This window comes from Halorubrum ezzemoulense DSM 17463, assembly GCF_002114285.1.
Taxonomy (GTDB): Archaea; Halobacteriota; Halobacteria; order Halobacteriales; family Haloferacaceae; genus Halorubrum; species Halorubrum ezzemoulense.
This window is the reverse complement of the sequence record NZ_NEDJ01000052.1, coordinates 1-23,570: the sequence shown is the minus strand read 5'-3', so window position 1 is coordinate 23,570 and position 23,570 is coordinate 1. Positions and strand designations below refer to the sequence as shown.

Below are 23,570 nucleotides of genomic sequence, written 5' to 3'. Positions count from 1 at the left end.
GGACGAGTGGGACGACGAGTTCGACGACGGCGGCGGCGGCGGAGGCGGCGGTGGCGCGGCCACCGACGAGCTCGAAAACCGGCTCGACGAGCTCGAAAACGAGGTCGCGTCGCTCTCCTCGACCGTCTCAACGGTTCGCTCGGAGAACGAGGAGATCTCGAACGCCGTCGACGACATTCAGGAGGATGTCCGCAACCTCCTCGACATCTACGAGATGGTCACCCGCGGCATCAACCCCTTCGTCGACGACTCCGGCGGCTTCGACAGCGTCGCCGGCGGCGGCGAGGGCTCGTTCGGCATCTTCGACGATGAAGACGGCGGCGAGGAGGAGGATCTTGACGAGGACATCGCGAACGCCGACGCGGACGGGTTCTTCGACGACGACCTCCTCGACGAGGAAGCGGGCGCGGAGGCGGACGAGTTCGATGACCTCGACGATGACGTCGACGACGGCGGGTTCGATGACCTCGACGATAACGTCGACGACGGCGGGTTCGACGACCTCGACGATGACGTCGACGACGGCGGGTTCGATGACCTCGACGATGACTTCGAGGAACTGGATGACGACAGCACGGACGACGCCGCGTCCGAGACCGAAACGGCGGACGAGGAAGACGATATGAATGACGACGGAAAGAGCTTCAGCGAACTGAAAGAGGAGTACGACTCCGGGGAGGCCGACTGGGCCGAAGAGGGCGACGACGCCGCGGACGAGGACCCGTTCGACGACGGGGACGACTCGTTCGACAACCCCGGCGACGAAACGGACTCGTTCGACGATGGGGCCGCGGACGACGGGTTCGGTGACGACCTCGGCGGAGACGACCTCGGGGCCGAGACCGGCGGCGACGACTTCGGCGAACCGGCGGACCCCGAACCGGCGCGAGGCGCCGAACCGGATCCCGCCCCCGGCCGTCGACCCGGCGGCGACCCCGCTGAGGCGTCCGGCGGCTTCGAGTACGTCGGTGAGGACGACCTCTCGGGGAGCGGCAACCGCGGCAAGCCATACCTCACCGAACTCCCGGGCGACTACGTCGGGGACCTCCTCGTGATGGAGTGGCTGGAGTTCCTCGTCTCCGAGAGCGATGTCACCGACGCGGTGCGCGCCATCAACTACTACGAGCGGATCGAGTGGATCGGCCCCGACGCCGCGGCGCGGCTCCGGGACTTCCTCTCCGGGTTCGGCACGATCGACCGCAACCTCGTCGACCGTCCGGGCACCGACCGGCTCGTCCGAGAACACCACACCCGCAGCCTCCGGTACGTGACCCAGCTCAACGGCACCAGCAGCCACACGGTCCTCCTCGACCGCTGGGACGACCTCGCCGGCGGCTCGATCGTTGGCGGCGGGCCGGTCCGAGGCCGCCGCGGCGGTCGCGCCGACCCGGCCCGCGGCGACCGCCGCGACCGCTCGGCCCCGAAGCGGAACGGGCACGAGCCGTCCGGTCGCCGAGAGGCCCCGGACGAGCGCGAGCGACGCACGAACGGCGCGGATCACGGTACGAACGGCGCGGACCGCGACGGCGGGGCGAACAGCGGCGACGCTCCCCGCGACGACCGGCGCGAGCGGAACGGTTCCACGCGACCGATGAACGACCCGAATCCCCGTTCTGACCGCGCCGATCCGGCCGACGGAGGGTGGGGAGATGGGCGTTAGCGTCTCCGCGTCTACGGCCATCATCGTCGCGGGGCTGTTCTTCGCGTTCACGACGTTCTACCCCGTGGCGTCCAACGGGATCGAGCGAGTCTCCGACGCGCAACACGGCGTCAACGAGCGCGCGCTCGAACGGCAGAACACCGACTTCTCCGTGACGAGCGCGACGTTCAACGCGACGACCGGCGAGCTCACTGTCAACGCCACCAACGAGGGCTCGATCGGACTCGTCGCCGACGACGCGACGCTCCTAGTCGGCAACGAGTACGTCGACGTCGGGGGTTCGAACGCTGCCACGACCGTCGACGGCGACGCCGACACCGCGCTCTGGCTGGGCGACGAGACGCTGTCGGTGACGGTCGGCGGCACCGTGGAGACCGACATCGTCGGCGGCGAGACCCGCGTGGTCCTCGTCGTCGAGTCCGGTGTCCGCGACGCCGCGACCGTGACGGAGGTGAGTGCGTAGATGGCCAGCGTCCCCGTCTCGCACCTCATCCTGTTCATCGCCAGCTTGGTGATCGCCGCTGGCGTCGTCGGCACGATCACGACGGGCGTCGACCGCGTGAGCGCCGCCGTCGACGACGCGGGGCTCGACGCGACCGAGCAGCTCCGGACCGACGTGACGATCATCTCCGACCCGAGCGCGGGGGTGTACAACGCGGCCGAGGGCAACGTGACGCTGCTGATAAAGAACACCGGCACCTATCGGCTCGCGCCCGACGGGTCGGACCTCGACGTCGTCTTTGACGGCGGGTACGTGCGGCCAAGCGAGCTCTCCGGCACGCTGGTCTCCGCCGACGGCGCGAACGCGTGGAGCCGCGGCGACGTGCTCCGGCTCACGATCAGCGTAAACGACATCGATGGCGTGAACGGCGGGCTCGTCGACGGCGACCACCGGGTGTTCATCACCGTCAATGGGGACGAGGAGCTATTCCAGTTCCGCGTGGGGGGTAACTGAGATGCCCCACGACAACCTTCTCTCGCTCGGCCTCGGCGAGCGCGACCGACTCAACAAGGAGCTCGGCGGTGGCATCCCCCGCGGGAGCATCGTCCTCATGGAGGGTGACTACGGGGCCGGGAAAAGCGCCATCTCTCAGCGGTTCGCCTACGGGCTTGTCGAGGAGGGCGCTTCGGTGACGATGATGTCGACTGAGCTCACCGTCCGCGGGTTCATCGACCAGATGCACTCGCTGGAGTACGACATGGTGAAGCCGCTCCTGCAAGAAGAGCTGCTCTTCCTCCACGCCGACTTCGACTCCGGCGGCGCGTTTTCCGACGGCGACGGCGAGCGCAAGGAGCTGCTCAAGCGGCTGATGGAAGCGGAGGCCATGTGGAACTCCGACGTCGTCTTCCTCGACACGTTCGACGCCATCTTCCGCAACGACCCAACGTTCGAGGCGCTCGTTCGGAAGAACGAGGAGCGGCAGGCCGCCCTCGAGATCATCTCCTTCTTCCGTGAGATCATCTCGCAGGGGAAGGTGGTGGTGCTCACCGTCGACCCCTCGGCGGTCGACGACGAGGCGATCGGCCCGTTCCGCTCCATCGCCGACGTGTTCCTCGAACTGGAGATGATCGAGGTCGGCAACGACATCCGCCGGCAGATCAACGTGAAGCGGTTCGCGGGCATGGGCGAACAGGTCGGCGACACGATCGGGTTCTCGGTGCGTTCCGGAACCGGAATCGTCATTGAGAGCCGCAGCGTCGCCTAACACATGGCCCGCAGACGCACAGCCGGTCCGCGCGCGCGGACTGCGACCACCGCGACGACCGAGCGTGGGACATGACCGAACACGGCACCGCCAAACCGTCCGACGAGCTCCGGAAGGCCGCGATGCGGCGGCCGCACCTCCGGGAGCACCTCCGGGAGTTCAAACAGATCACCGGGGAGTTCCCGCAGTTCATCGAGGAGCCGAAAGACGAGTACGAGTCCAACCGGCCGAACGTCATCTATCCGGTCGGCGGCCCCATCTACAGCCACATCTACGGCGACCTTGGGCAGGACACGAAGTACTACGCCATCGAGCCGGAGCTCTCCGGCTCGCAGGCCGAGATCCTCAACGAGGTGAAAAACCGGCTCCTCACCGTGAGCGGTCAACACACCGCTCCGGACAACGAGGCCGAGTACGACGACCTCATCGAGGAGCTGTTAGAGGAGGTCACGCACATCGACGAGCAGAACGGCGGACTCCGCGGGAACCTCTCGAAGGTCCTCAACATGGGGAAACTCTCGGTCACGGAGGAGACCTACGAGAACATCCGATACCGGCTTAACCGCGACATCGTCGGGCTCGGCCCCCTCGAACCGATCATGCGCGACCCGGCCAACGAGGACATTCACGTCATCGGCCCCAAGGAGTGTCACGTCGACCACGGCACCTTCGGGATGCTGGAGACGACCGTCGACTTCGGTACCCCCGAGGAGTTTGACAACTGGCTGCGGAACATGGGCGAGCGGATGGGCGACCCCCTCTCTGACTCCGATCCGATCGTCGACTCCACGCTGCCCGACGGCTCGCGTATCAACATCATCTACTCCGACGACGTCTCGCTGAAGGGGTCCTCGCTCACGATCCGGCAGGGCGACGAGGTGCCCCTGTCGATCAATCAGATCACGCACTGGGGAACGCTCTCGCCGCAGTTGGCGGCGTACCTCTGGCTCTGCCTAGAGAACGAGCAGACGGTATTCGTGGTCGGGGAGACGGCGTCCGGGAAGACGACGACGCTGAACGCCATCCTCTCGTACATCCCGGACGACTCGAAGATATACACCGCGGAGGACACCGCGGAGGTCATCCCGCCGCACAGCACGTGGCAGCAGCTGTTGACCCGTGAGGGCGGCGCCGAGGGATCCACCGACGTGGATATGTTCGATCTGGTCGCCGCGGCGTTGCGGTCGCGCCCCGACTACATCATCGTGGGCGAGGTCCGAGGCGCCGAGGGGCGCATGGCGGTCCAGGCGGCCCAGACCGGCCACCCCGTGATGCTGACGTTCCACGCGTCCGACATCGTCTCGATGATCCAGCGGTTCACCTCTGAGCCGATCAACGTCCCGGAGACGTTCATGGACAACGCCGACGTGGCGCTGTTCCAGAACCGCGTGAAGCAGGGCGACCAAGTCCTGCGCCGCGTGACGAGCGTCCAGGAGATCGAGGGGTACTCCAAGGAGATGGAGGGGGTCGTCACCCGCGAGGTGTTCAGCTGGGACCCCGTCGAAGACGAGATCGTCTTCCAGGGGATGAACAACTCCTACGTGTTAGAAGACCAGATCGCGACGCTGCTCGGCTACGCCGACACCCGCGACATCTACGACGACCTGGAGTTCCGCGCGGAGCTCATCGAGCGGATGATTCAGGAGGGTATTCTGGGCTACCACGAGGTGAACGACGCGATCAACTCCTTCCAGCGCGACGGCGTCGAGGGGCTCCCCTTCGAGATGCACCGGAACACGATGTGACGATGCTCGGGGACACGTGACGATGCTCGGTGACGAACCGCCCGCGAGGGCGCCGGAGGGACGCTGACGATGGCGGTGAAACAGGTGGGCGACGGGCTCGCGACGGCCGCCCAACTGACCTCCGAGGTCATGGAGTCGTACGAGCAGCTCGACATCTCCAAGGGGAAGTACGTCGGGCTCGTGCTGTTCCCGGCCGTGCTCGTCTTCCTCGCGAGCGTCGTCGGCTTGGTCGCGCTGCCGCTCCCCTTCGCCGCCCGGGTCCCGATCCCGATGTTCGGCGGGCTCATCCTGTTCGCGGCGGTGATCTACCCGAAGATCTACCTCTCCAGTCTGGAGACGAAGATCGACAACCAACTACATCTCGTGATGACGCACATGACGGTGCTGTCGACGACGAACATCGACCGGATGGAGGTGTTCCGGACGCTGGCGAAAGAGGAGGAGTACGGCGTCGCCGCCGAGGAGATCGGCCGCGTCGTCCACCTCGTCGACACGTGGAACCAGAGCCTCGACGACGCGTGTCGGCGTCGGGCTCAGGAGGTCCCCTCCGACGCGATGGCCGACTTCTTCGACCGCCTTGGCTACACGATGGGCGCGGGGCAGTCGCTGGAGGAGTTCCTCGTCTCCGAACAGGACGTCATGCTGGCGCAGTACGAGACCCGCTACGAGTCCGCGCTCTCGAACTTGGAGGTGATGAAGGACCTGTACATGTCGATGATCCTCTCGATGACGTTCGCCCTCGTGTTCGCGGTCGTCCTCCCGATCCTCACCGGTAACGACCCGACCGCGACTGTCGCGGCCGTCATCGTGCTGTTCGTCTTCGTCCAGCTCGGCTTCTACGCGATGATCCGCGCCACGTCGCCGTACGACCCGATCTGGTACCACCCCGACGAGCGCTCCCCGGGCGACCTGAAGCTGTGGGGGTCGCTGATCGGCGGCGGCGCGCTCTCGTTCCTCCTCATCGGGATCACGGCCGCCGGGATGTTCGGGTACGGGCCCGGGCTTCCCGGTCTCCTCTTCTTCCTCGACGACGTGCGGCTGCCGCTGTACCTCGCGGTCCCCATCTCGCCGCTGATCATCACCGGGGTCGTCCTTCGGAGCGAGGAGCAGGCGATCACCGCCCGCGACGGCGAGTTCCCGTCGTTCGTGCGCGCGCTGGGCGCGACCGAGAGCGCGAAGCAGTCGACGACCACCGACGTGCTGACGACGCTGCGCGACAAGAACTTCGGGGAGCTCTCGGAGTCGATCGAGCGGCTCTACCGCCGGCTCAACATGCGAATCAGCACCGAGGGCGCGTGGCGGGCGTTCACGCGAGACACGCGCTCGTACCTCATCCAGAAGTTCTCCGAGATGTACCTCGTGGGCCGCCGGATGGGCGGGGACCCGAAGATGCTCGGCGAGCTGATTTCGAAGAACATGAACGCCGTCAACCAGCTGCGCGAGCAGCGCCGGCAGGCGGCGATGACGTTCATCGGACTGCTGTACGGGATCACCGCGGCCGCGACGTTCGCCTTCTTCATCGGGCTGGAGATCGTTGCGATTCTCGCGGACTTGACCGCCGACTTCGGGCTCGACCAGATGGACATCGGGCAGATCGTCTACCCCGGCGCCTACGACATCCCGCTCATCGAGTACCTCCTCCTCACCGTCGTGCTGTTCAACGCGGCGCTCTCCTCGCAGATGATCCGCCGGATCGACGGCGGGAACCCCGCGAACGGCTACATCCACTTCGTGCTCCTGACGTGGCTCGGCTCCGTGACCGCCATCGCGACGCGGACCCTCGTCAACGCGATCCTGTCGATCTGACCGGAAATCGGTCGCTGTCGCCCGGCCGAGTCACCCCTCGAACAGTGCCGGCTCGGTGACCGCCTCGTCGGCCGCGTCGCGCCACGACCGCGACGGCGTCCACCCGAACAGCTGCTCCGCCTTCGCGACCGCGTACGCGCCGCGGTCGTCGCCCTCCGCGAGCGCGCTCCCGTCGACCGCACAGTCGTCGGAAACCTCGCCGTACGACTCGCGCAGGAGTTCGAGCAGGGGGCGACCGAGCGCGTTGTCGGCCGCGACGCAGTTGATCGCCTCGTGGGTGCCGGGCGCGACGGCCGAGTCGTCGCCGAGGAGGTCCGCGAGCGCGGCCGCGACGAGGTCGGCGACGTCGCGGACGTCGACGTACGACCAGAAGTTGCCCGCGCCCGCCTCGAGGTCGGCCACGTACTCGTCCGCGCGGCAGGCGTAGTCGCCGGGGTACTGGATCCACGAGGGGCGGACGGAGACCGCCGACACGCCGTGGCGGCGCGCGACCGCGCCCGCCGCGGCCTCCGCGGTCACCTTCGAGAGCCCGTACGGGTCCTCCGGGCGGAGCGGGTGCCCCTCGGTGACCGGCAACTCATCCGGGAACGGCGTCGGCTCGGCGAAGAAGAAGCCGTACGCGCCGTCGCTGGAGGCCTGAACGACCGGCGCGCCCGCTCGCCCGGCGGCGTCGAGGACGTGCTTCGCGGCGAGCGCGTTCGTCTCGAACACCCGTCCCTCGGGGTGGGTTCCGGCCACGGGGATCGCCGCCCAGTGGACGACGGCGTCCGGGTCGACGGCAGCGACGACGTCGAGCGCCTGCTCGCGCTCGGCGAGGTCGGCCGCGCGGAACGAGACGTTCGAGGCGGGGTTGACGCCGAGGCCCGGGTGGTCGTAGTCGACGACGACGACCTCGTAATCGCCCGCGAGCCGGTCGACGACCCAGCGCCCGGAGGCGCCGCGGCCGCCGGTGACGAGAACGGTGTCCATGCCTCGCCGTCGCGGTCGCGGGGCAAAAACGCAGCGTTGCGCCGAAAACCGCACCGCCGCGGGCGGGCGCCTCAGGGTCGCATCGTCCCCGGCTCCGGCAGGCTTTAACGCGCCGAGCGGTAATCTTGGGGTATGGACTGGAAGACAGACTGGGGGCTCCGTGGACGAATGGGGTTCACGATGTTCCTCCTCTTCGCCCTCTACGTCGTGTTCATCGGCGTCCTGATCGAGGTGTTCAACGTCGGGATCATCTTCACGCTCGCGATGTTCGGCGCGTTCTCGCTCGCGCAGTACTTCTTCAGTGACAAGCTCGCGCTCCGGAGCATGGGCGCCCGCGAGGTCGACCCGGACGAGTACCCGGACCTCCACCGCCGGATCGAGCGCCTGAGCCAGCAGGCCGACCTGCCGAAGCCAACCGTCGCGGTCGCGAACACCCGCGTCCCGAACGCGTTCGCGACCGGCCGGAACAAGAAGAACGCCACCGTCGCGGTGACGACCGGACTGTTGGAGAGCCTCGACGAGGACGAGCTCGACGGCGTGCTCGCCCACGAGCTCGCCCACGTCAAGAACCGCGACGTGATGGTGATGACCATCGCGTCGTTCCTCTCCACTATCGCCTTCTTCATCGTGCGGTGGGGGTGGCTGCTCGGCGGCGACAACCGGCAGGGAGCGCCCGTCATCGTGGCCATCGTCGCGTCGCTTCTGGTGTGGGTGATCTCGTTCCTGCTCATCCGCGCGCTCTCGCGGTACCGCGAGTACTCCGCCGACCGCGGTGCGGCGCTCATCACCGGGAAGCCCGGAGCGCTCGCCTCGGCGCTGATGACGATCGACGGGCGGATGGACCGGGTGCCCGAGGAGGACCTCCGCGAGGAGGCGGAGATGAACGCGTTCTTCATCATCCCGATCAAGGCCGGTTTCGTCGGCAAGATCGCCTCCACGCACCCCTCAACGGAGAACCGCATCGAGAAGCTCCGCGAGCTCGACAAGGAAATGGAAACGGCCTGAGACGGGTTCGGATCGCGATTTTTGCTCGGTCGTGTATACGTCGTTGAGAGCGGATCAACGGCGAACGCTCTCGAAGTCCCGGCAGCTCACTTAGAAACCGCTGAGAGTGGGTCGACGACGAACACCCCCGAAGCCCCGCCCGACCGTGACCACATCCTCACGCCTCCCCAGCCTCGTCGCTAGCGCCCTCCGCTTCGCTCCGAGCCCAGCGACTCCCTCGCGCGTGCTCCTCACGGCCGCCGCTTCGCTCCGGCCGCTCGCAGGCACGCGCCACCGACTCGTTCACTTCTCGATGATCGCGGAAGGATCGCACCGCTGGTCGGTGTGAGCGGACTGAGGGGAGTAAGCCCCCTTCGGTTCGTCCCGACATTCGGCTGAGCGTCCGCGCCGCGGCCGGACTACCTTGTGGCGCGGACTTGCACCGGCGAGGATTCGCCGTTCCATCCGTTCCCGCCCGTCTCGGACGCGGCGGAGCCACGTACGACGTGGGAAACCCACGTACCCTCTCCGGGTTAACTCCCTTCCCTTGCGGGTCGGTTCGCGCGGATCATCGGTCGGGGCGGGGGGTGTCGTTGCTGTTCCAGAGCCAGCCGTCTCCGACTCCGGGCGTGTGCCCGGTCGCCTGTCCGGCCGGTGGGGGGACTTTCCTCATGCCGGAGGCACGGGAGTCGGGCTCCCTCTGTCCATTCTCCCGTTTCGCCCGCCGGCGAATAAGCGGATCGGTCGGGCGCGTCCGCCGGGCGGAATCTGCGGGGTTCGGTGGAGACGCCGCGAACGCCGCGAGCGCGGTGCCACAAGGGAAGCGTTCAAGTCGCCAGCAACGTAATGGACTCTCATGTCCGAGGCTCAGACCGTTCAGCTGTCGTACGACGACGGTGCACGAGCGGTCGAACTCGCGCGGGAGGCGGTGGAGTCGTTCGTTCGACACGGGCAACGCGAACAGCCCGGAAGCATGCGCGAGGCGTTCTACGCCCGCACCGGCGCTTTCGTTCGGCTCCAGTCGACTCGGGGGCGGGGCCGTCTCCGCGGCTGCGCCGGCGCGCGGGACACTTCCGACCAGCTCGGGCACGCCATCGTCGAGGCCGCCATCAAGGCCGCCTCGGGCGACTCCTGCGGCTCCGAGGTGGAGCCGAAGGAACTCGATAACATCACCGTCTCGGTGTTCGTCGTCTCGAACACCGTCCTCACCAACGATCCCGCTGAGGACCTCGAGATCGGCACCCACGGCGTCTCCGTCGACAGCGGTAACGCCCACGGCTGGCTCTATCCGACGGTCCCCGTCGAGAACGGCTGGTCGGCCGCGGAGTTCCTCTCGCGAACCTGCCGGAAGGCGAAGCTCTCGCCTACCGCCTGGCAGGAGGAAGACACGATGGTGACGCTCATCGAGGGCCAGGTGTTCCGAGAGCGCGCCGACGGCGGCGCGGTCGAGGAGCTGTAGGCCGACCCGCTCGCGCCGGGACATCGCTCGTCCCCGGCCCCGTCGTCTCGCAAACCGTTCCTTCCCGCTCGACGCATCCCGTTGAGCCGCGGCGCCCTCTCACTCGTGGTCTGTCGCTCCCTCGCGTCTCGACCGCCGAGCGCAGATCGGCGCCCGCGCTCCGACGGTCCCGCGAACCGGTGGCTTTTTGATGTTTTAGGCTAGCCTAATCTCTATGACTCACACGGTCAACGCAGACGGTCGACCGCCCGAGGGCGGTGATCCGCGGTGACCGTCGAGACGCACGTCGACCGCGCCCGGGACCGGGTGGCGGCCGAACGCGACGCCACGGCGGACGAGCGACGAGCGTACGAGCGGTTCCGATCGGCTCTCGCCTCGATCCCGACCGCCTCGGCGCCGACCGGCGCCGGCGGCGGGGGCGCCGGTTTCGGGAACGGCACCGGCGGCGGGTCGGGACCGAGCGCCGGCGGCGTCCGCGCCATCGCCGGCGCGACGAACGCGGCGTCGACCGACGGCTGTCGCCGGGTCCGCGAGGCGTTCGCCGAGACGGTGCGGCCCCACAGCGTGCCCGACGGTTCCGACGGCGAACCGCTGCTCGCGACCGTCCGCGAGGAACTGGGCGACGCCGTCGCGGTCGCGCTCTCGTCGAAGACGGACCACGATTTCACCCGCCCGGTCGCGTCGGCGATAGCGTCCGCCGTCGACGACCGACTCGCGGAGCTCGCCGTGTTCGACCGGACCCTCGAACGCGAGGCGGCGTCGCTCCGGTCCGCCGGCGAGACGGTCCGTGAGACCACCGACTGGCTGTCGACCGCGGATGAGACGCCCCTCTCCGCGCTCGGGTTCGACGCCCTGCGTCGCCGCCACGAGGCGCTTGGCGAGCGGATCGAGGCCTGCGAGGCGCTGCTGGCGGAGCGGCAGGCCGACCTCGATCGGACCGCCAGCCGCGGCGCCGCGGTCGGCGTCCGACAGCGATCGACCGTCGCGTACCTGTACGACGACTTCACGGTGTCGTACCCCGTCCTCTCGACCGTCGCGCGCCTCGTCGAGACGCTCCGCGAGTGCCGGCGGGCGGTCCGCGACCACCTCGTCCGGAGGGCGTAACCGTGTCCGACTCACCGCGCCGTGTCCGAGCCCGCGGCTGGGCGTGGGCCTGTCTCGGCCTGTTCGGCGACCCGGACGGCGCCGACTCGGGCGCCACCGGACCGGACGACGACGCGCCGGACAACTCCGGGTGACGCGCGGCCCGAGCCGGTCTCTCCGACCGCGCCCCGCCGTGCGACAAACTACTCGTCGTCCCCGTACCCCACCGCCTCCGCATCCGCGAGCGCCCGCTCCGTCGACGCCGACAGGTCGAGGGCCTCGTCGGCGACGACCTCGCCGTCGCGGATCACGGGCTCCATGAGCGACTCGGCGCCGTCCGGGCCAGAGCGCCCCGCGAGCCCGACCGCGTGGGCGCCGTCTTCGGTGCGGTAGACGGACTTCGCGCCCGAGAGTTTCCCGCGCTTGGCCGCCGGCTCGCCGTCGACGGCGACGAGGTCGAGCGCGAAGTCGACCGGGTCCGCGTTGGAGACGTACCCGCCGACGCCGAACCCGTCGGCGAGGTCGCGCAGGTCTCGGAGGTCCGCGGGGCCGAGCCCGCCGGAGACGTACACGTCCACGTCCCCGTGGCTCCGGGCCTCGAGTTCCCACTGGACCTCGCGGACGATGTGTCGGAAGTCGCCGCGCCGGGACCCGGTCGTGTCGAGCCGGACGCCGTCGAGGTCGTCGCCGAGCGTCTCGACCGCGCGGAGGACCTCGTCGACCTCGTCGGAGTAGGTGTCACACAGCGCGATCCGGGGCGCGTCCCCCGGCACGCCATCGTCGTAGGCGCGCCACGCGGCCTCCTGCTCGCCGCGGCCGAAGCAGATGGCGAGCGCGTGGGGCATCGTCCCGGACGCCTCGCGGCCGAGCAGATCGCCGGCCGCGACGTGCGAGAACCCGTCGAAGCCGCCGACGAGTGCGGATCGCTCGACCGCCGCGGCCATCGCAGGGTGGACGTGGCGCGCGCCGAACGAGAGCACCGAGGAGTCCGGCGCGGCGACCCGACAGTCGAGCGCCGCCGTCGCCATCCCGGACGCGTGCGAGAGGAAGCCGAGCAGCGACGTCTCCAGCCGCGCGAACGCCGCGTACGGCCCCTCGATCCGCATCACCGGCCCGCCGTCGAACAGCCGCCCCTCCGGGATCGCGTCGACGTCGACGCCGTGACCGGCCAGCAGCTCGACGGCGTCGCCGAGGCCGGCGAACAGCTCGAACTCCCCGTCCGGGAACTGGTCCGCGGTCACCTCGGCGACGACGCGCGGGTTCCGCCCCGCCGCCTCCAGCGCCGCCTCGGTCCGCTCGAAGTACGCGTCGGTCGCGCGGCCCTCCCGGATCGCGGCCGCGTCGACGATGTCGAACTCGCTCATGCTCGACGGTTCGAGCGCGGAGACGAAAAGCCACCGTGTCGCGGCGAGCGCGCGACGATCCCCGGCGGATCAGTTCACAGATCGGCAAGGCGGATGCCCTGACTCTTGAGGTCTGTCTTACCCACAAGTTCACCGAGTCCCAAACAAACGTTTCAGACGCTGTCGAACCATATCTATTCTCGAGAGATCGAGGTGGGGAGTGATTCGGGCGGTGATATCGGCAGTGGGGGGTTGTTGAATGTGGTAAACAAGATCAGCAAAATCGTCTCATAGATGTGTTAAGTCTGCAGATATCGAGGCTTCGGTCGGATTCATTGACCGCAACAACGACTCGATTTGTGGGTAAGAGACAGCCCTTGAGGTCGGGGAGGAAGCCGACAGCAGATAGCACAAACCACGCCACGATGGTAGGCTGACTCCCAATCCTGTAAATAACATCAGCCATATGTGTGAAACACAGTGGAATACCGTCGCACCGCCGTCATTAAGCTCGACACTCCCGAAGGGGCCGACTCGCTCCTCCAAGAGACGGTCGAGCAGTTCAAACACTGCGCCAACACCGCGAGCGACTGGTGCTGGCACGGCAACGACGGGTACCACGTCACCGCAAAAGCCAAAGCCGAACGTGCTCTCTACGACAAGCTCCGTGACGAAACGGACCTCACCGCAAATCTCGTCCAGAAAGGGATTCGCAGAGCGGTCGAAGCCGTCAAAAGCGGCGTCGAACGGCTCAAACGTGAAGAAAGCACGTCGTAACCGTACTTCTCGGCAGACAGCGCGGTGTACGACAAACGAAGTGCAACGTTCCACCGCGACCACGTATCCTTATCGACCGTTGACGGGCGTGTTGAGTGCGACTACATCCTTCCCGACAGCTCTGAGACGCCGCCAACGAAGTACGTCTCGGACGGGGACTTCGAGTTTCGGATGGCGCACTTACAGTACCGCGACGGTGACTGGTATCTCCACGCCTCGATGCGAAAGGTCGAAGCAGACGAGGGATCGTCCGAATCTGAGTCCAAGCACAGAACAGTCCTTGGTGTGGATTTGGGCGTGAACAACCTCGCCGTTGCTTCAACCGGGCGATTCTGGTCGGCAGACAAGTTCAACCACTGGCGTCGAGAATACGAAAACCGTCGTGGATCACTCCAGCAATGTGGTTCCCGTTATGCCCACGAGAATATCGAATCAGTCGGGCAGAAAGAGGACGGGCGATTCGAGATACACTTACACACTGTGGCGAACGAGATCATCGAGGAGGCCATCAAGAGCGGCTGCTCGCACATCGTGTTCGAGGACTTGACCCACATTCGGGAGAATATTCCCGAGGCGGCGTGGCAACACGTCTGGGCGTTTCGACGCCTCTACGAGTACGTCGAATACAAGTCCGAAGAACATGGCATCGAAGTCGTACAAGTTGACCCGCGTAACACGTCAAAGCGGTGCTCGACGTGTGGGTTTACCCACGACGACAACCGCGACGGCGAGTCGTTCGAGTGTCAGAAGTGTGGGTACGAGAATCACGCAGACTACAACGCTGGGAAGAACATTGGTTTACAGTATCTCCGTCGTCGGCAAAATGCAGATGCTGGAGGCGCACCCGTAGATGTGCGCTTGAATCGCGGGGCGCTGAACGTGAGCGGGAAGTACGTTTCCCTTGCCTCTGCTGAGGCATAGAACGGGAGTCCACGCGAAAGCCTCGGGGCTTGACCCCGAGGCGATTTACGTGGATCGCCGTGTGAACAGCCCGAGCGCCGCCATAACGGAGACGAGCGTCGCCGCGACCCCGAATCCGGGAGTGCTGCCGGCGGTGTCGCTACTCTCGTTCCCGTCGTCGCTCTCGTTCGCCCTGTCGGCGCCGTCAGTTCCGTCTCCACTCTCGTTCCCGTCGTCGCTCTCGTTCGCCCTGTCGCCGCTCTCGTTCCCGTCGTCGCTCCCGTTCGCCCCGTCGGCGCCGTCAGTTCCGTCGCTCACGTCGCCGTCGTCGCCGCTGTCGCTCCCGCCGTCGCCGTCGGCCCCGCCGTCCGCATCCGGGAGCGCGAGGTCGGCGTCCGGCCGGAGTTCGAGGACGCCCGCCGGCGAGGGCGCGTGGGTGATCGTCACGCTCGTCCCGTCGCGCTCGACGCCGTACGCGCCGGGGAAGTCGCTCTCCTCGCCGATCTCGTACACGGTCCCCTCGGTGTAGTCGCCGTCGCCGTGCGCGGTCAGCATCCGCACGTAGGCGTCGCGGAACGCCGCGGCGTCGCCCTCTGTCTGCCACTCGGTCGCCCAGACGTAGCCGTCGCGCTCGCCGTTCCGGTAGGGGTACAGCTCGTCGCCGGCCCACCCCTCGGTCACGGGGTGCGCGTAGTTGTACAGTCCCCGGGTTTGGAGCTCCGCGTCGGTCCGGAAGTGGACGTTGTAGTTCTCCGCGGGGGACCGGTCCGGCTCGAGCACCGAATACTCGTATCCGCTGTCGAACCGCACCCCGGCGCTCTGGTACCAGAACATCACGAACATCGACGCCTCGCCCGCTGTCTCCGCGCCGTCGACCCCCTGGTCCGCGTACGTCTCCCACCCGCCGGTCGCGGCGTCCTCGAAGCTCACGCTGCGCTCCTCGTAGTCGGGGTCCCGGTGGATGACCTCAGCCGTCGACGCCGGCGGGTCGTTCATCGTTTCGTTGACGGCGGCCCAGCCCCCCTCGTCGCGCAGCTCGCGGACGTACAGCGCGCCGTCGCCGTACGGCTGGAGGACGGTCTGGAGAATGCCGAAGTTGAAGTCGGGCACGTCGCCGCCGCCCCCGCCGCTCTCGGGCGGCTCGGCGCAGGTCCAGTTGTCGGCGCAGCGGGCGGCGTACCGCTCCTCGACGTGGACCGCCTCCCCCTCGACGATCCCGTCGACCGCGAGGTCGCCGTCCTGCGTCGCGCCGACGTAGCGCGGGTCGGTGAGGTCGTGGTACTGGTCTTGCATCGCGTGGAGGAGCTCGTGCGCGAGCGTGGAGGGGTCGATATCCGGCGACTCCCCGTCGGGGACGACGATGACGATCTGGTCCGCCGTCGGCGAGTAGAAGCCAGAGACCGCGCCGCCGAACACCGAGTCGATCTCGCTGTTGGCGTTCGCGTCGTCGCCGACGACGAACAGCGCCTCCCACACCTGGTCGTTCCAGCGCCGGAACGCCTCGGAGCCGTTCCCGCTCGCCGTGTCGTTGAGGTACTCGCTCCGGGTGACCGTCTCGACCGGCACGTCCTCCCGGAAGGGGCGCTGACGGACGTGTTCGACGCGCGCCATCGTCAGGTCCGTCAGCGCCGCCAACTGCGTCTCGTTGAGTCCGTCGGTCTCCGCGAAGTCGACCGACTCCTCGTAGTGGGTCCCGTTCCAACAGCCCACCAGTTCGGTGCCGTCACCAGGACCGCACTCCTCGGCCGACGCGGAGGGCACGGCGTCGGACGTCACGGGGCCGTTCCCGGCCGACTCGGCGGGGACCGCGCCGGCGTCGGGGGCGGCGGCGACGCCGGCGGTGAAGGCGACACACAGGACGGCGACCGCGGCAACGATCGCGGCCGCGGTCGAGGGGCTGAGAACCCGTCGCATACGAGATTTATCGGCCGCCCCGGTAAGTAGTTTGTCGGTTCCTTCGGCGCCGCGGCCGGCGGATTTTTTCCTGCCGTGTCGGCGGATCGCCGCGCGGACCCCGCGGAACGGACGACAGTTTTTGCCCCCTGCGCGCTAACCGCCGGTATGGCGTTCGATCCGACAGCAACCGCGGTGGTCGTCGTCGACATGCAAAACGGGTTCTGTCACCCCGACGGGAGCCTCTACGCCGAGCCGAGCGAGGCGGCGGTCGAGCCGGTGACGGCGCTCGTCGACCGCGGCCGGGAGGCCGGCGCGAGCGTGGTCTACACCCGCGACGTCCACCCGCCCGAGCAGTTCGACGAGACCCACTACTACGACGAGTTCGACCGGTGGGGCGAACACGTCGTCGAGGGGTCATGGGACGCCGAACTCGTCGCCGACCTCGACGTGCGCGACGACGACCACGTCGTCGAGAAGCACACCTACGACGCCTTCTACCGGACGGACTTGGAGGGGTACCTCGACGCGCACGGCATCGACGACCTGCTGATCTGCGGCACGCTCGCGAACGTCTGCGTCCTCCACACGGCCGGGAGCGCGGGCCTCCGAGACTACCGCCCGGTCGTCGTCGAGGACGCGCTCGGCTACATCACCGAGGACCACCGCGAGTACGCGGTCGACCACGCCGAGTGGCTGTTCGGCGAGACGGCGACCCGCGACGAGGTCGCCTTCGCCGCCGAGTAACCGGCGGCGAGCGTTCCGGATGTCGAACGTTCCGGATTTCCGTAATTATCGCGCGCGGAAATCGGCGTGTAATCCTTTTTACCGCTCGCCGAAACCGCAGGGTATGGACATCTCTCGACGGGGCGTGCTCGGCGGCCTCGGCGCGGTCTGTGCGGTCGGCGCCGTCGGCTTCGCGGGCGCGACGGCGGTGACGGACGGCGAGGCGGCCGGCGGCATCGGCGGCGACGGTCCGGGACCGACGGGCGGCGCGTCCGCCGACGGAGGGGGCGGGTCCGGTCCCTCGTCGGCCGGCGTCGATCCCGACGCGCCGTTCGTCGCGCGGGTGACCGGCGACGACGGGACCGACGCGCTGCTGTTCGACGCGAGCGACCTCGACCGCGTCAAGGGCGTCTTCTCCCAAGACGGCGAGTACCTCGTCCAGGTCGTGCTCTCCGAGGCGGGGATCGAGTCGTTCCGGAGCCGCCTCGACGAGGCGGGGGCGACCGACGACCCGGCGGCGTTCGTGGTGTCGATGACGCTCGACGGGACCGAGGTGCGGCGCGTCGAGCTCGACGGGGAGACGGTGGGGGCGCTCACCGGCTCCGAGTGGGGGGGCGTGTTAACGCTCCCGTTCGACGAGGAGACGGTCGCTCGCTCGGTGTACGACCGACTGGCGGACGAGTAACTCGCTTCCGGGGCGCCATCGACAACTGACTGGTTAGGTATCTCGACTCGGTGAACGGTGGATAGGGTTTTGCTTCTCGACCGCGTGTGTCCGCCGTGAGCGATGCCCCCGCGGACGACGGCGGTCGCCCGTGTCCGGTCTGCGAGGCCCCGATGTACCACCGGCACTGTAAGTACGTCTGTCCGGCGCACGGCGTCGTCTACGACTGTAGCGACACGTTCTACTGAGCCGTCGGTCGCGCCGCGCGCCGCGTCGATCGCCGGCACGGCCGGGGTCGATCGGCACCCAAACTGTGTCGTGCGAACTGTTATGTTCTTGGAGGCCGACCTTTCTTTTATGATGGGCGACCCGTACGTGACCCTCCTTGCCGACCCACCGAGGTCAGCATGGTAGAGCAAAAGCAGGTTGCCCGGAGCAAGCGGATCCAGCGCCGCACCGGGAAGACCTTCCACGTCGCCACCCGGCTACTGCCGCAGCGGATTCGTCACCCGACGTACGTGCTGTACGGATTTTTCCGGATCGCCGACGAGGTCGTCGACGCCGAAGACACGGCGCCGCCCGCCGAGCAGCGGGCCGAACTCGACCGGCTCCGGGCGGCCGCGCTCGGCAAGGAGCCGACCGACGACCCCGTGTTGGAGGCGTTCTCCGAGGTGCGCGAGCGGAACGGCATTGCCGACGCGGACGTTCACTCGTTCGTGGACGCGATGGAGAGCGACATCGACACCGACCGCTACGAGACCTACGCGGACCTAGAGGCGTACATGGACGGCTCCGCCGCCGCCGTCGGGCGGATGATGACGTCGATCATGGACCTCGATCCGGAGGAGGAGGCTGAGGCGCTCCCGCACGCCACGAAGCTCGGCGAGGCGTTCCAGATGACGAACTTCCTCCGGGACGTCCGCGAGGATGTCGTCGAGCGCGACCGGATCTACCTCCCCCTAGAGACCCTGCGGCGCCACGGCGTGAGCGAGCAGCAGATCCTCGACTTGGAGTTCGACGAGGATGTCGCGGCCGCGATCCGCGAGGAGATGGCCCGCACGGAGCGCCTCTACGAGGAGGGCGTCGCGGGGATCAAGTACCTCCCCGAGGACTGCCAGCTCGCGGTGCTGCTCGCGGCGGTGCTGTACGTCGACCACCACCGCCTCATCCGGAACCTCGGGTACGACACCGTCTCGACGACCCCGGAGCTGTCGCTCACCCGGAAACTGTCGCTGCTGGTCCGCACCCGCTGGAAGTGGCAGTGGAACCGTGACCCCGAGGCGGTGTTCTACGACATGTGTACCGATTTCGACCCCAGCCGCGAGTCCCACGGCCACGGACCCCACGGCACGGGCGTTCCCCAGACGGACTGAGCGCCCGTGGACCGCTCCCGGTTCGTCGCCCTCGCGTTCGCCGCATTCGGTCTCGTGTTCGTCTCCTTCCTCATCCGCGGAACGACCCGACTGGTGGCGCCCTACGGGGTCGCCGTCGCCGCGTCGGCGCCCGTCCTCTTCGCGGCGGCCGGGCTGCTCGCCGGTCTCGTCGTCCTCGCCCTCCTCGATCTGACGGGTATCCGCCCGCTGACGTGAGCGGCGACGGCCCGCCTTGTCCGGTCGACCGTGGCCCCGCCAGCGCCGCCCGAGTCGGAACGCCCTTGCCGCGTCGACCCCCACGAAGCGTATGGACGTACGAACCGTCGCGGACCTCTCGCCGGCCGAGCGCCGCGCCTTCTTCGAGCGCGACGCCGGCGTCGAGGGGGTCCGCGAAGACGTGCGGGAGATCGTCGAGCGGGTCCGCGAGGAGGGCGACGTCGCGGTCCGCGAGTTCGCCGAGGAGTTCGACGGGATCGCCGTCGGCAACATCGACGTGACGGACGACGCGGCGCGGGCGCACGACGAGCTGGCCGACGCGGACGACCCGGTCCTCGACGCCGTCCGCGAGGCCGCGGCGAACGTCCGCGAGTTCCACGAGCGGCAGCGCCCGGAGGACTGGCGCGACGACTTCGGCGGCCGGGAGCTGGGGCGGCGGTTCCGTCCGATCGACCGGGTCGGCGTGTACGTGCCCGGCGGCGCGGCCGCGTACCCCTCCAGCGCGCTGATGGGGATCATCCCCGCGGTCGTCGCCGGCGTCGACCACGTCGCGGTCGCCACGCCGCCGGCGGCGGATCTGAACCCGGTCACCCTCGCGGCGATCCACGAGGCGGGGGCCGACGCGGTGTACCAGGTCGGCGGCGCGCAGGCCGTCGCCGCGCTCGCCTACGGCACGGAGACGGTGACGCGGGTCCAGAAGATCGTGGGCCCCGGGAACAAGTGGGTCACGGCCGCGAAGTCGATCGTCCAAGGCGACGCCGAAATCGACTTCCTCGCCGGCCCGAGCGAGGTGCTTGTCCTCGCGGACGAGACGGCGGACCCCTCCCTCGTGGCGGCCGACCTCGTCGCGCAGGCCGAACACGACCCGAACGCCTCCGTGGTCGCGGTCACGGATGACGCCGACCTCGCCGCGGCGGTCGCTGACGCGGTCGAGGCGCAGGCGGCCGAGCGTGAGCGCGAGGAGACGATCCGGGCCGCGCTCGACAACGAGGCCTCCGGCGTGCTCCACGCGCGGTCGATGCCCGAGGCCGTGCTGTTCGCCGAGGAGTACGCCGCCGAACACCTCTCGATCGTGGCCGACGACGACGAGGCGCTTCTCGACCGGATCACCAACGCCGGCTCCGTCTTCCTCGGCCCGCACTCGCCGGTCGCCGCGGGCGACTACGCGGCCGGGACGAACCACGTACTGCCGACGAACGGCGGCGCGAAGCGCTACGGTGGGCTCTCCGTGGACACGTTCCTCCGGTCGTCGACGGTCCAGCGCCTCGACCGCGACGCGCTCGACGACCTCTCGGAGACGATCACCTCGCTCGCCGAGGCGGAGGGGTTGGAGGCGCACGCGGAGAGCGTCCGGAAGCGGTTCGAGTAGCGGCGCGCCCGCAATTCGGCGGGTAGCAACGGTTATCTCGCGGAGCCGCCTCGGGACGGTATGTTTCCGTCGCCGCTGACGCTGTTTGAGGGGTTCTCCGCGCTGGAGGCGACGGTGGCGGTCCTCGTCGTCTCGGTCGCCGGCGCCTTGGCCATGGAGTTCGTCGTCCTCCGGGTCGCCCGCCGCTACGTCTCGCACACGGACACCGGCTACGACGACATCGTCCTCTCGTCGCTCCGCGCCCCGCTCGTCGTCACCGCCGCGCTCGCGGGAGTGTACGTGCTCACGCAGGTGCCGTCGGTTCGGACGTCGGTACTCGTCGAGCCGCGGCTGCTCGACGCGGTGTTCGGGCGGCCGTCGCTGTCGGTGATCGTCCTCGTCTGGGCGTACGCGGCCAACGGCGTCGTGAACCGGCTCGTCGCCGCGGTCAACGCCGAGGGCGGCCGGTTCGACTTCGCGCCCGTCTTCTCGAACGTCTGGACGCTCGCGGTGCTGGTGGGGAGCGCCGGAACCCTGCTGTGGCTGTGGGGCATCGAGATCACGCCCCTGCTCGGCGCGGCGGGCGTCGCCGGCATCGCGGTCGGCTTCGCCGCGAAGGACACCGTCGCGAACTTCTTCGGCGGGATCGCGCTGTACTTCGACGACACCTACAAGATCGGCGACTACATCGTCTTGGACGACGGCACGGCGGGCACCGTGATCAAGGTCGGCGTGCGCTCGACGACGCTGCTCACCCGCGACGAGGTGCTGGTGACGGTGCCGAACGCGGCGCTCAACGCCTCGAAGGTGACGAACGAGTCCGCGCCCCGGCGCCGCTGCCGCGTCCGGGTCCCGATCGGCGTCGCCTACGGGACGGACGTGGACGCCTTCGAGGCGCTCGCGATGGATGTCGTGGGAGCCGAGCCGCTGGTCCTCGACTCCCCGAAGCCGCGGGCGCGGTTCCGGTCGTTCGGCGACTCGTCGCTCCAGTACGAGATCCTCTGTTGGGTGAACGGGCCCACCCGTCGCCGCCGCGCGCAACACGAACTCAACCGGGCGCTGTACGTGGCGCTCGGCGACGCGGGCATCGAGATCCCGTACCCGAAACGCGACGTGACGGTCAGCGGGGCCGTCGGACCCGCAGCGGCCGCTCGCGACGGCGCGCCCGATCCCGAGCAGGAGCCGAACACTGACGCGGATCCGAGCGCGGACGCGGATTCGAGCGCCGACGCAGCGACCTGACCGGTCGCTCCCGCCGGCAGGGTTTTGAGTGTCGACGCCGAACGCGTTCGCATGAGTACCGAACCGGCCGACACCGGGACCGAGGGGAACGACCCGGCGATCGAGGTGACGCCGGACGCCGCCGAGGAGGCGCTCTCGCTCTTGGAGGGCGAGGGGCTCGACACCGACATCGCCGGACTGCGACTGTTCGTCCAGCAGGGCGGCTGCGCAGGGCTGTCCTACGGGATGCGCTTCGACACCGAGCCGGAGGAAGACGACCTCGTCGTGGAACACCACGACCTCCGGGTGTTCGTCGACCCCGCGAGCAAGAACTACATCGGCGGGAGCACGCTCGACTACGAACACGGGCTTCAGGCGGCCGGCTTCGAGGTCGAGAACCCGAACGTCGTCTCCGAGTGCGGCTGCGGCGAGTCGTTCCGCACGTAGCGGTTCCCCGCCGTCACCGGGGCGGTTCCGGCCTCCGCTTCGCTTCCGCTTTCTCCCGACCGCCGAGTCCGCCGCTTAAGTCGCTCCGCCGGGTAGCGAGAGGTATGACGCTGGAAGCGACGACGACACCGGACGGGGAACGCGTGTACACCGACCGGTCGCGCACGGAGCGCGGCGCGGACGGCCCCTTCTACCTCGTGTTCGCGGACGAGGCGGGGGAGTCCCGCTGGGGGTTCCGCTGCGGCAACTGCGGGTCGTTCGACACCGCGATGGACACGATGGGCCGGATCCAGTGTACCGAGTGCGGAAACCTCCGGAAGCCCGACGAGTGGGACGCGGCTCACGAGTGAGCCTCCGACGACGGGACGCGCTCGCGGCTCTCCGCGGCGTTCCCGGCCGCCCCGCCGGTTCTCTCTGTCCGAAATCGTGAGAAAGTTTATCACGGATGGTGCCGAACTTCGAGGCAGATGGCCACTGCGAGCATCCCCCCGACGACCGAGGCCAGAGACGTCTTCCGCGAACTGGGTTACACCGTCTCCGAGGGCGGACGCGAGTTCGTCGCGGAGCGCAAGTGGCGGCGCGTCCTCGTGACGGTGCTGTGTCTGGACGACGACGACCTCGACCCGTATCTCGCAGACGGGGGCGACACACCGCGACTCCGGTGTTTCGTCACGTGGCGCGACCGCGCGGCCGACCTCCAAGAGCGGCTCGTCGCCTCGAAACCCCCCTACGACTGGGCGGTCATCGGTATCGACCACGACGGCGAGGACTTCGCGGTGATGGAAGGCGCGCCCGGAAGTCCGTAGGGGTCCTCCAGCCACGGGCCCGTCCCGCGACGCCTATTTTTATCTCCCCGTGCGTCCTACCAGCACGTGACATGGTCTTCAAGAAGATCACGCTGATCGGGACGAGCGAGGAGAGCTTCGACGCCGCGGCCGACGACGCCATCGACCGCGCCGAGGACACGCTGGACAACGTCTACTGGGTCGAGGTCGAGGAGTTCGGCGTCGAGTTGGACAGCGCGGCCGACCGCGAGTATCAGGCGGAAGTCGAGGTCGCGTTCGAACTGGAGGGATAAGGGGTAGGCGGTTTTTTTGATTCGCTCGTAGCTCCGAGCGGCGGCGCCGCCCGATTATAGATTGGTCTCGACGGATCGCCGTCGAACACCACCGAAGCCCCAGCCGCGAGGGCTCGCTGCGATCGCTGCGCGCCTCCGTCGGTCACTCCGTCCCCTCCCTCGGTGCTTGCGT

24 protein-coding genes, 1 other RNA gene and 1 pseudogene are annotated in these 23,570 nt (G+C 68.6%); 22 read left to right on the top strand and 4 right to left on the bottom strand.

What is annotated here, in order from left to right; translation table 11 throughout:
- The 6 genes from B9H04_RS13160 to flaJ form a co-directional block, all read left to right on the top strand.
- A partial coding sequence (locus tag B9H04_RS13160; RefSeq protein WP_085682779.1) for a FlaD/FlaE family flagellar protein occupies positions 1-1,660 on the top strand: 1,660 nt, incomplete at its 5' end.
- Entirely contained in the window at positions 1,650-2,123 is a 474-nt protein-coding gene (locus B9H04_RS13155) for a flagellin (protein ID WP_049930115.1), read from the top strand. The genes B9H04_RS13160 and B9H04_RS13155, both read left to right, overlap by 11 nt.
- Positions 2,124-2,615 carry a flagellar protein G gene (locus B9H04_RS13150; RefSeq protein ID WP_049930117.1) on the top strand — a complete coding sequence of 164 codons (492 nt, stop codon included), beginning with the start codon at positions 2,124-2,126 and terminating at the stop codon, positions 2,613-2,615. It begins immediately after the preceding gene.
- A gap of 1 nt (position 2,616) precedes the next feature.
- Positions 2,617-3,366, top strand: coding sequence for an ATPase domain-containing protein (locus B9H04_RS13145; RefSeq protein ID WP_049930118.1), 750 nt, complete (start codon positions 2,617-2,619; stop codon positions 3,364-3,366).
- 71 nt (positions 3,367-3,437) lie between these two features.
- Positions 3,438-5,111: a type II/IV secretion system ATPase subunit gene (locus tag B9H04_RS13140; RefSeq protein ID WP_085682778.1), complete on the top strand. Its 1,674-nt coding sequence runs from the start codon at positions 3,438-3,440 to the stop codon at positions 5,109-5,111.
- Positions 5,112-5,180: 69 nt separating this feature from the next.
- A complete protein-coding gene (flaJ, locus tag B9H04_RS13135; protein ID WP_049930120.1) occupies positions 5,181-6,917 on the top strand; it encodes an archaellar assembly protein FlaJ in 1,737 nt (578 codons plus the stop codon).
- A gap of 30 nt (positions 6,918-6,947) precedes the next feature.
- Here the strand turns inward: flaJ and B9H04_RS13130 are convergent, their stop codons facing one another.
- On the bottom strand, positions 6,948-7,886 hold the full coding sequence (locus B9H04_RS13130) for an NAD-dependent epimerase/dehydratase family protein (RefSeq protein ID WP_085682777.1): 939 nt from the start codon (positions 7,884-7,886) through the stop codon (positions 6,948-6,950).
- A 132-nt stretch (positions 7,887-8,018) separates the two neighbouring features.
- Between B9H04_RS13130 and htpX the strand changes: the two genes are divergently transcribed.
- Complete coding sequence (gene htpX / locus B9H04_RS13125; protein ID WP_085682776.1) at positions 8,019-8,891, top strand: zinc metalloprotease HtpX; 873 nt, start codon at positions 8,019-8,021, stop codon at positions 8,889-8,891.
- A gap of 331 nt (positions 8,892-9,222) precedes the next feature.
- Here htpX and rnpB read toward each other — a convergent pair.
- An RNA gene (gene rnpB, locus B9H04_RS13120) (RNase P RNA component) lies at positions 9,223-9,575 on the bottom strand.
- Between the two features lie 151 nt (positions 9,576-9,726).
- On the opposite strand from rnpB, the gene B9H04_RS13115 reads away from it, so the two are divergent.
- From B9H04_RS13115 to B9H04_RS19455, 3 genes are all read left to right on the top strand, one after another.
- Complete coding sequence (locus B9H04_RS13115; protein ID WP_049930123.1) at positions 9,727-10,329, top strand: TIGR00296 family protein; 603 nt, start codon at positions 9,727-9,729, stop codon at positions 10,327-10,329.
- A 267-nt stretch (positions 10,330-10,596) separates the two neighbouring features.
- Positions 10,597-11,433 carry a DUF7260 family protein gene (locus B9H04_RS13110; RefSeq protein WP_049930124.1) on the top strand — a complete coding sequence of 279 codons (837 nt, stop codon included), beginning with the start codon at positions 10,597-10,599 and terminating at the stop codon, positions 11,431-11,433.
- 2 nt (positions 11,434-11,435) lie between these two features.
- Positions 11,436-11,567 (top strand): hypothetical protein, encoded by a 132-nt coding sequence (locus B9H04_RS19455; RefSeq protein WP_271955044.1) that lies wholly within the window; start codon positions 11,436-11,438, stop codon positions 11,565-11,567.
- A gap of 48 nt (positions 11,568-11,615) precedes the next feature.
- On the opposite strand, the gene B9H04_RS13105 is transcribed toward B9H04_RS19455, so the two are convergent.
- Entirely contained in the window at positions 11,616-12,776 is a 1,161-nt protein-coding gene (locus B9H04_RS13105) for a nicotinate phosphoribosyltransferase (protein WP_049930127.1), read from the bottom strand.
- Between the two features lie 459 nt (positions 12,777-13,235).
- Between B9H04_RS13105 and B9H04_RS13100 the strand changes: the two are divergent.
- Positions 13,236-14,453 (top strand): annotated as a pseudogene (locus B9H04_RS13100) (RNA-guided endonuclease InsQ/TnpB family protein).
- 45 nt (positions 14,454-14,498) lie between these two features.
- On the opposite strand, the gene B9H04_RS13095 reads toward B9H04_RS13100, so the two are convergent.
- Positions 14,499-16,346, bottom strand: a complete 1,848-nt coding sequence (locus B9H04_RS13095) for an Hvo_1808 family surface protein (RefSeq protein ID WP_049930128.1) — start codon at positions 16,344-16,346, stop codon at positions 14,499-14,501.
- Between the two features lie 147 nt (positions 16,347-16,493).
- On the opposite strand from B9H04_RS13095, the gene B9H04_RS13090 reads away from it, so the two are divergent.
- The 11 genes from B9H04_RS13090 to B9H04_RS13045 all read left to right on the top strand — a co-directional run bounded on the left by B9H04_RS13090 (position 16,494) and on the right by B9H04_RS13045 (position 23,398).
- Positions 16,494-17,072 (top strand): cysteine hydrolase family protein, encoded by a 579-nt coding sequence (locus B9H04_RS13090; RefSeq protein WP_049930129.1) that lies wholly within the window; start codon positions 16,494-16,496, stop codon positions 17,070-17,072.
- 103 nt (positions 17,073-17,175) lie between these two features.
- Positions 17,176-17,736: a hypothetical protein gene (locus B9H04_RS13085; RefSeq protein WP_049930130.1), complete on the top strand. Its 561-nt coding sequence runs from the start codon at positions 17,176-17,178 to the stop codon at positions 17,734-17,736.
- Positions 17,737-17,831: 95 nt separating this feature from the next.
- A complete protein-coding gene (locus B9H04_RS19450; protein WP_276325167.1) occupies positions 17,832-17,963 on the top strand; it encodes an HVO_2523 family zinc finger protein in 132 nt (43 codons plus the stop codon).
- Between the two features lie 159 nt (positions 17,964-18,122).
- Entirely contained in the window at positions 18,123-19,088 is a 966-nt protein-coding gene (locus B9H04_RS13080) for a phytoene/squalene synthase family protein (RefSeq protein ID WP_049930131.1), read from the top strand.
- A gap of 6 nt (positions 19,089-19,094) precedes the next feature.
- Positions 19,095-19,304, top strand: coding sequence for a hypothetical protein (locus B9H04_RS13075; RefSeq protein WP_049930132.1), 210 nt, complete (start codon positions 19,095-19,097; stop codon positions 19,302-19,304).
- Positions 19,305-19,395: 91 nt separating this feature from the next.
- Positions 19,396-20,673, top strand: coding sequence for a histidinol dehydrogenase (hisD, locus tag B9H04_RS13070; RefSeq protein ID WP_049930133.1), 1,278 nt, complete (start codon positions 19,396-19,398; stop codon positions 20,671-20,673).
- Positions 20,674-20,733: 60 nt separating this feature from the next.
- Positions 20,734-21,894, top strand: a complete 1,161-nt coding sequence (locus B9H04_RS13065) for a mechanosensitive ion channel family protein (RefSeq protein WP_049930134.1) — start codon at positions 20,734-20,736, stop codon at positions 21,892-21,894.
- Between the two features lie 51 nt (positions 21,895-21,945).
- Positions 21,946-22,320: a HesB/IscA family protein gene (locus B9H04_RS13060; RefSeq protein ID WP_049930136.1), complete on the top strand. Its 375-nt coding sequence runs from the start codon at positions 21,946-21,948 to the stop codon at positions 22,318-22,320.
- Positions 22,321-22,424: 104 nt separating this feature from the next.
- Complete coding sequence (locus tag B9H04_RS13055) at positions 22,425-22,670, top strand: DUF5816 domain-containing protein (protein ID WP_049930138.1); 246 nt, start codon at positions 22,425-22,427, stop codon at positions 22,668-22,670.
- Positions 22,671-22,787: 117 nt separating this feature from the next.
- A complete protein-coding gene (locus B9H04_RS13050; RefSeq protein ID WP_049930140.1) occupies positions 22,788-23,126 on the top strand; it encodes a DUF7116 family protein in 339 nt (112 codons plus the stop codon).
- Positions 23,127-23,197: 71 nt separating this feature from the next.
- On the top strand, positions 23,198-23,398 hold the full coding sequence (locus B9H04_RS13045) for a dodecin (protein ID WP_049930142.1): 201 nt from the start codon (positions 23,198-23,200) through the stop codon (positions 23,396-23,398).
- Positions 23,399-23,570: the final 172 nt, after the last annotated feature.